The following is a 2,662-nucleotide window of genomic DNA, read 5'->3' on the forward strand; positions in this document are numbered from 1 at the left end:
ATTATATAGTTAATAATATAAATGGTGATATTTATGTATATATTAAATTTAAAAACTAAAGAAGCTTTAGAGTCATTTAAAGCGGATTTTTATGATAAAAACAATACGTATCTTATTTTAAGTTCATCTAAAGAACTTAATTTATTGAAAGATATATTAGATATAGATGAAATAACCTTTAATGATTGCCTTAAATTTGATGAGAATATAAAGTTTGACTTATTTGATAATTATGATTTCTTAAGTCTTAATACCTGTGAGCTTACTAATGATAAAGCTAAAATAGAAGAAGTTAATATGTATCTATCTGATAACTTCATATTAATTGTATGTGAGGAAAGTAATTTTTTACATAATTATGTAAAAGATATAATAATTAATAACTCTAAAATTAAACAATCATATATAGATCAAAACCTTTTTAAAATAACTTATTTCATATTGAAGTATATAATAATACATGAATTTGAAAATCTAGAAAAAGTAGAAGATATGATATTGAATCTAGAAGACGAAATGATGGAATATACAAATGATGAACATATTTTAAAGATAAGTTATATAAGAGGAATAACCAGAACTTTAGTAAAAAATACACGTCCGTTATTATACTTAGGAGATAGAATATTAAAGGATAATTTCAGATACATTAAAAATAATGACATAAAAAAATATAACTTAGATAACTTACAAAGTATAGATTTTGGGATAGATAAATTATATAATTTTGCACTATCAACTAGAGAATTAGCAGATAAATTACTTGATATATATTCATCTAAAATAACTGAACAGACTAATAATCTTATAACTAAATTAACTCTTCTAACAGCTATTTCTGCACCTATTACAATAATAACTGGCATTTATGGAATGAATTTTAAATTTATGCCTGAACTTAACTTTCAATATGCATATCCAATTACTTTAGGAATTATGTTTTTAATTTTATTAGTTGGGATTATAGTATTTAAAATAAATAAGTTGTTATAATTAATACATGGTTACTTTAATTTTTAAAGTAACTTTAGCATACAAAATAGCACTTTGCTTTATTTAATTAAGTTTCGGAAAGTATATATTAACTAGATAAAGTAAAGTGTTGATTTTAAAGAAAAATTANNGTGYTGATTTTAAAGAAAAATTACCATTTTATAACTTAAAATATTTATATTTTTAAGTAAATAGTGTAAAATACTGTTAAAACCCGAGAAAAGGAGAAATAATATGGATAAATTATACTATATAGATCAATACATAAGAGAATTCACGGCAGAGATCATAGAAATAAAAGAAGTAGATAATAAATTTCATGTTGTTTTAGATAAAACAGCTTTCTTTCCAGGTGGAGGGGGACAGTTTTGTGATTTAGGGGAAATTGAYTMTTTTGACGTTATAGATGTTTATGAAAAAGAAGATAAGGTATATCATGTTTTAGAAAAAAAGCCTACAAGGATACATAAAGTTAAGTGTGAGATAGACTGGGATAGAAGAGAAGATGGAATGCATCAACACTTTGGACAACACGTATTATCTGGATGTTTTTATAATCTATTTAAGGCAAATACAGTATCTTTTCATTTAGGACAAGAATCTAGTACTGTTGATATACAAGGAATACTAAGTGAAGAACAAATAAGAGAAGCTGAATTATATGCCAATAAAGCTATATCGGATGATATTAAACTTGAGGTACTAACTCCAGCTAAGAAAGACTTAAAGAAAATATGGATAAGAAGAGAATTGCCAGATACGTCAAGTGAAATAAGAATTGTAAAAATTGGAGATTTAGATTCTAATGCATGTTGTGGAGTTCATCCGAAATCAACATTAGATTTAAGAATGATAAAAATAAAAAGATGGGAAAAAAATAGGGGTAATACGAGAATAGAGTTTTATGCAGGTAAAAGAGCAATTAACTATATGTTAAAAAGAGATCTAATCTTAGATAATATATGTAAATCTTTAAAATCTGGTGAAGATGAAGTTATAAAAGGCATAAGGAATATAAATGAGAGAAATCAAGAACTCGTAAGTGAAAATAAAAAATTAGAAGAGATAATATCAAACTATGAAATAAAAGATATGATAGATAAAAGTCTTAACGTAAATGGTATTTATATTATAAAAAGGATATATAATGATAAATCATCTAAATATATATCTAAGGTTATCTCTAAAATTACTGAAAATGAAAGTGCTATTGTACTAACAGGTATAATAAATAAAAATAAGGTAAATTTAATATACGGTTCATCTAAAGACTTAGATGTTGATATGAATATATTATTAAAAGACTCTATAAAGTTAGTAGATGGAAACGGAGGAGGAAGTTGTTTCTTAGCTCAAGGTGGAGGAAAAAATAATGGTAATTTAGACGTAACTCTAGAATATGCATTTAATAAAATTAAAAGTTCATTATCAAATTAAATTATGAGTAATAAATAAAAAAACTAAGGTTTCTTAATTTTAGATAAGTAACCTTAGTTTTTTTATTTTATATAATATTAATTAATTTATCTATGAATTTAATAAATTCACACTTTAGTTTACATAATTTCGTTACGGTTAATAAAGTTTAATGAAAATACTTATAAAATCCATAAAAGCTATTTAAAGCTGCCGTGAGCTAAAATTCACCTTCAAATAAACTTACATATTA

At 23.7% G+C, this 2,662-nt stretch carries 2 protein-coding genes; both read left to right on the top strand.

Annotated features, from left to right (window positions below; all coding sequences use genetic code 11):
- The first annotated feature begins 33 nt into the window (after nt 1-33).
- Nucleotides 34-993 (top strand): magnesium transporter CorA family protein, encoded by a 960-nt coding sequence (locus tag G3997_RS04700; protein ID WP_296648886.1) that lies wholly within the window; start codon nt 34-36, stop codon nt 991-993.
- A gap of 234 nt (nt 994-1,227) precedes the next feature.
- Nucleotides 1,228-2,430 (top strand): alanyl-tRNA editing protein, encoded by a 1,203-nt coding sequence (locus G3997_RS04705; protein WP_296648888.1) that lies wholly within the window; start codon nt 1,228-1,230, stop codon nt 2,428-2,430.
- Nucleotides 2,431-2,662 lie beyond the last annotated feature (232 nt).

Origin of the sequence: Romboutsia sp. 13368, from assembly GCF_018336475.1 — a bacterium.
Classification (GTDB): Bacteria; Bacillota; Clostridia; order Peptostreptococcales; family Peptostreptococcaceae; genus Romboutsia.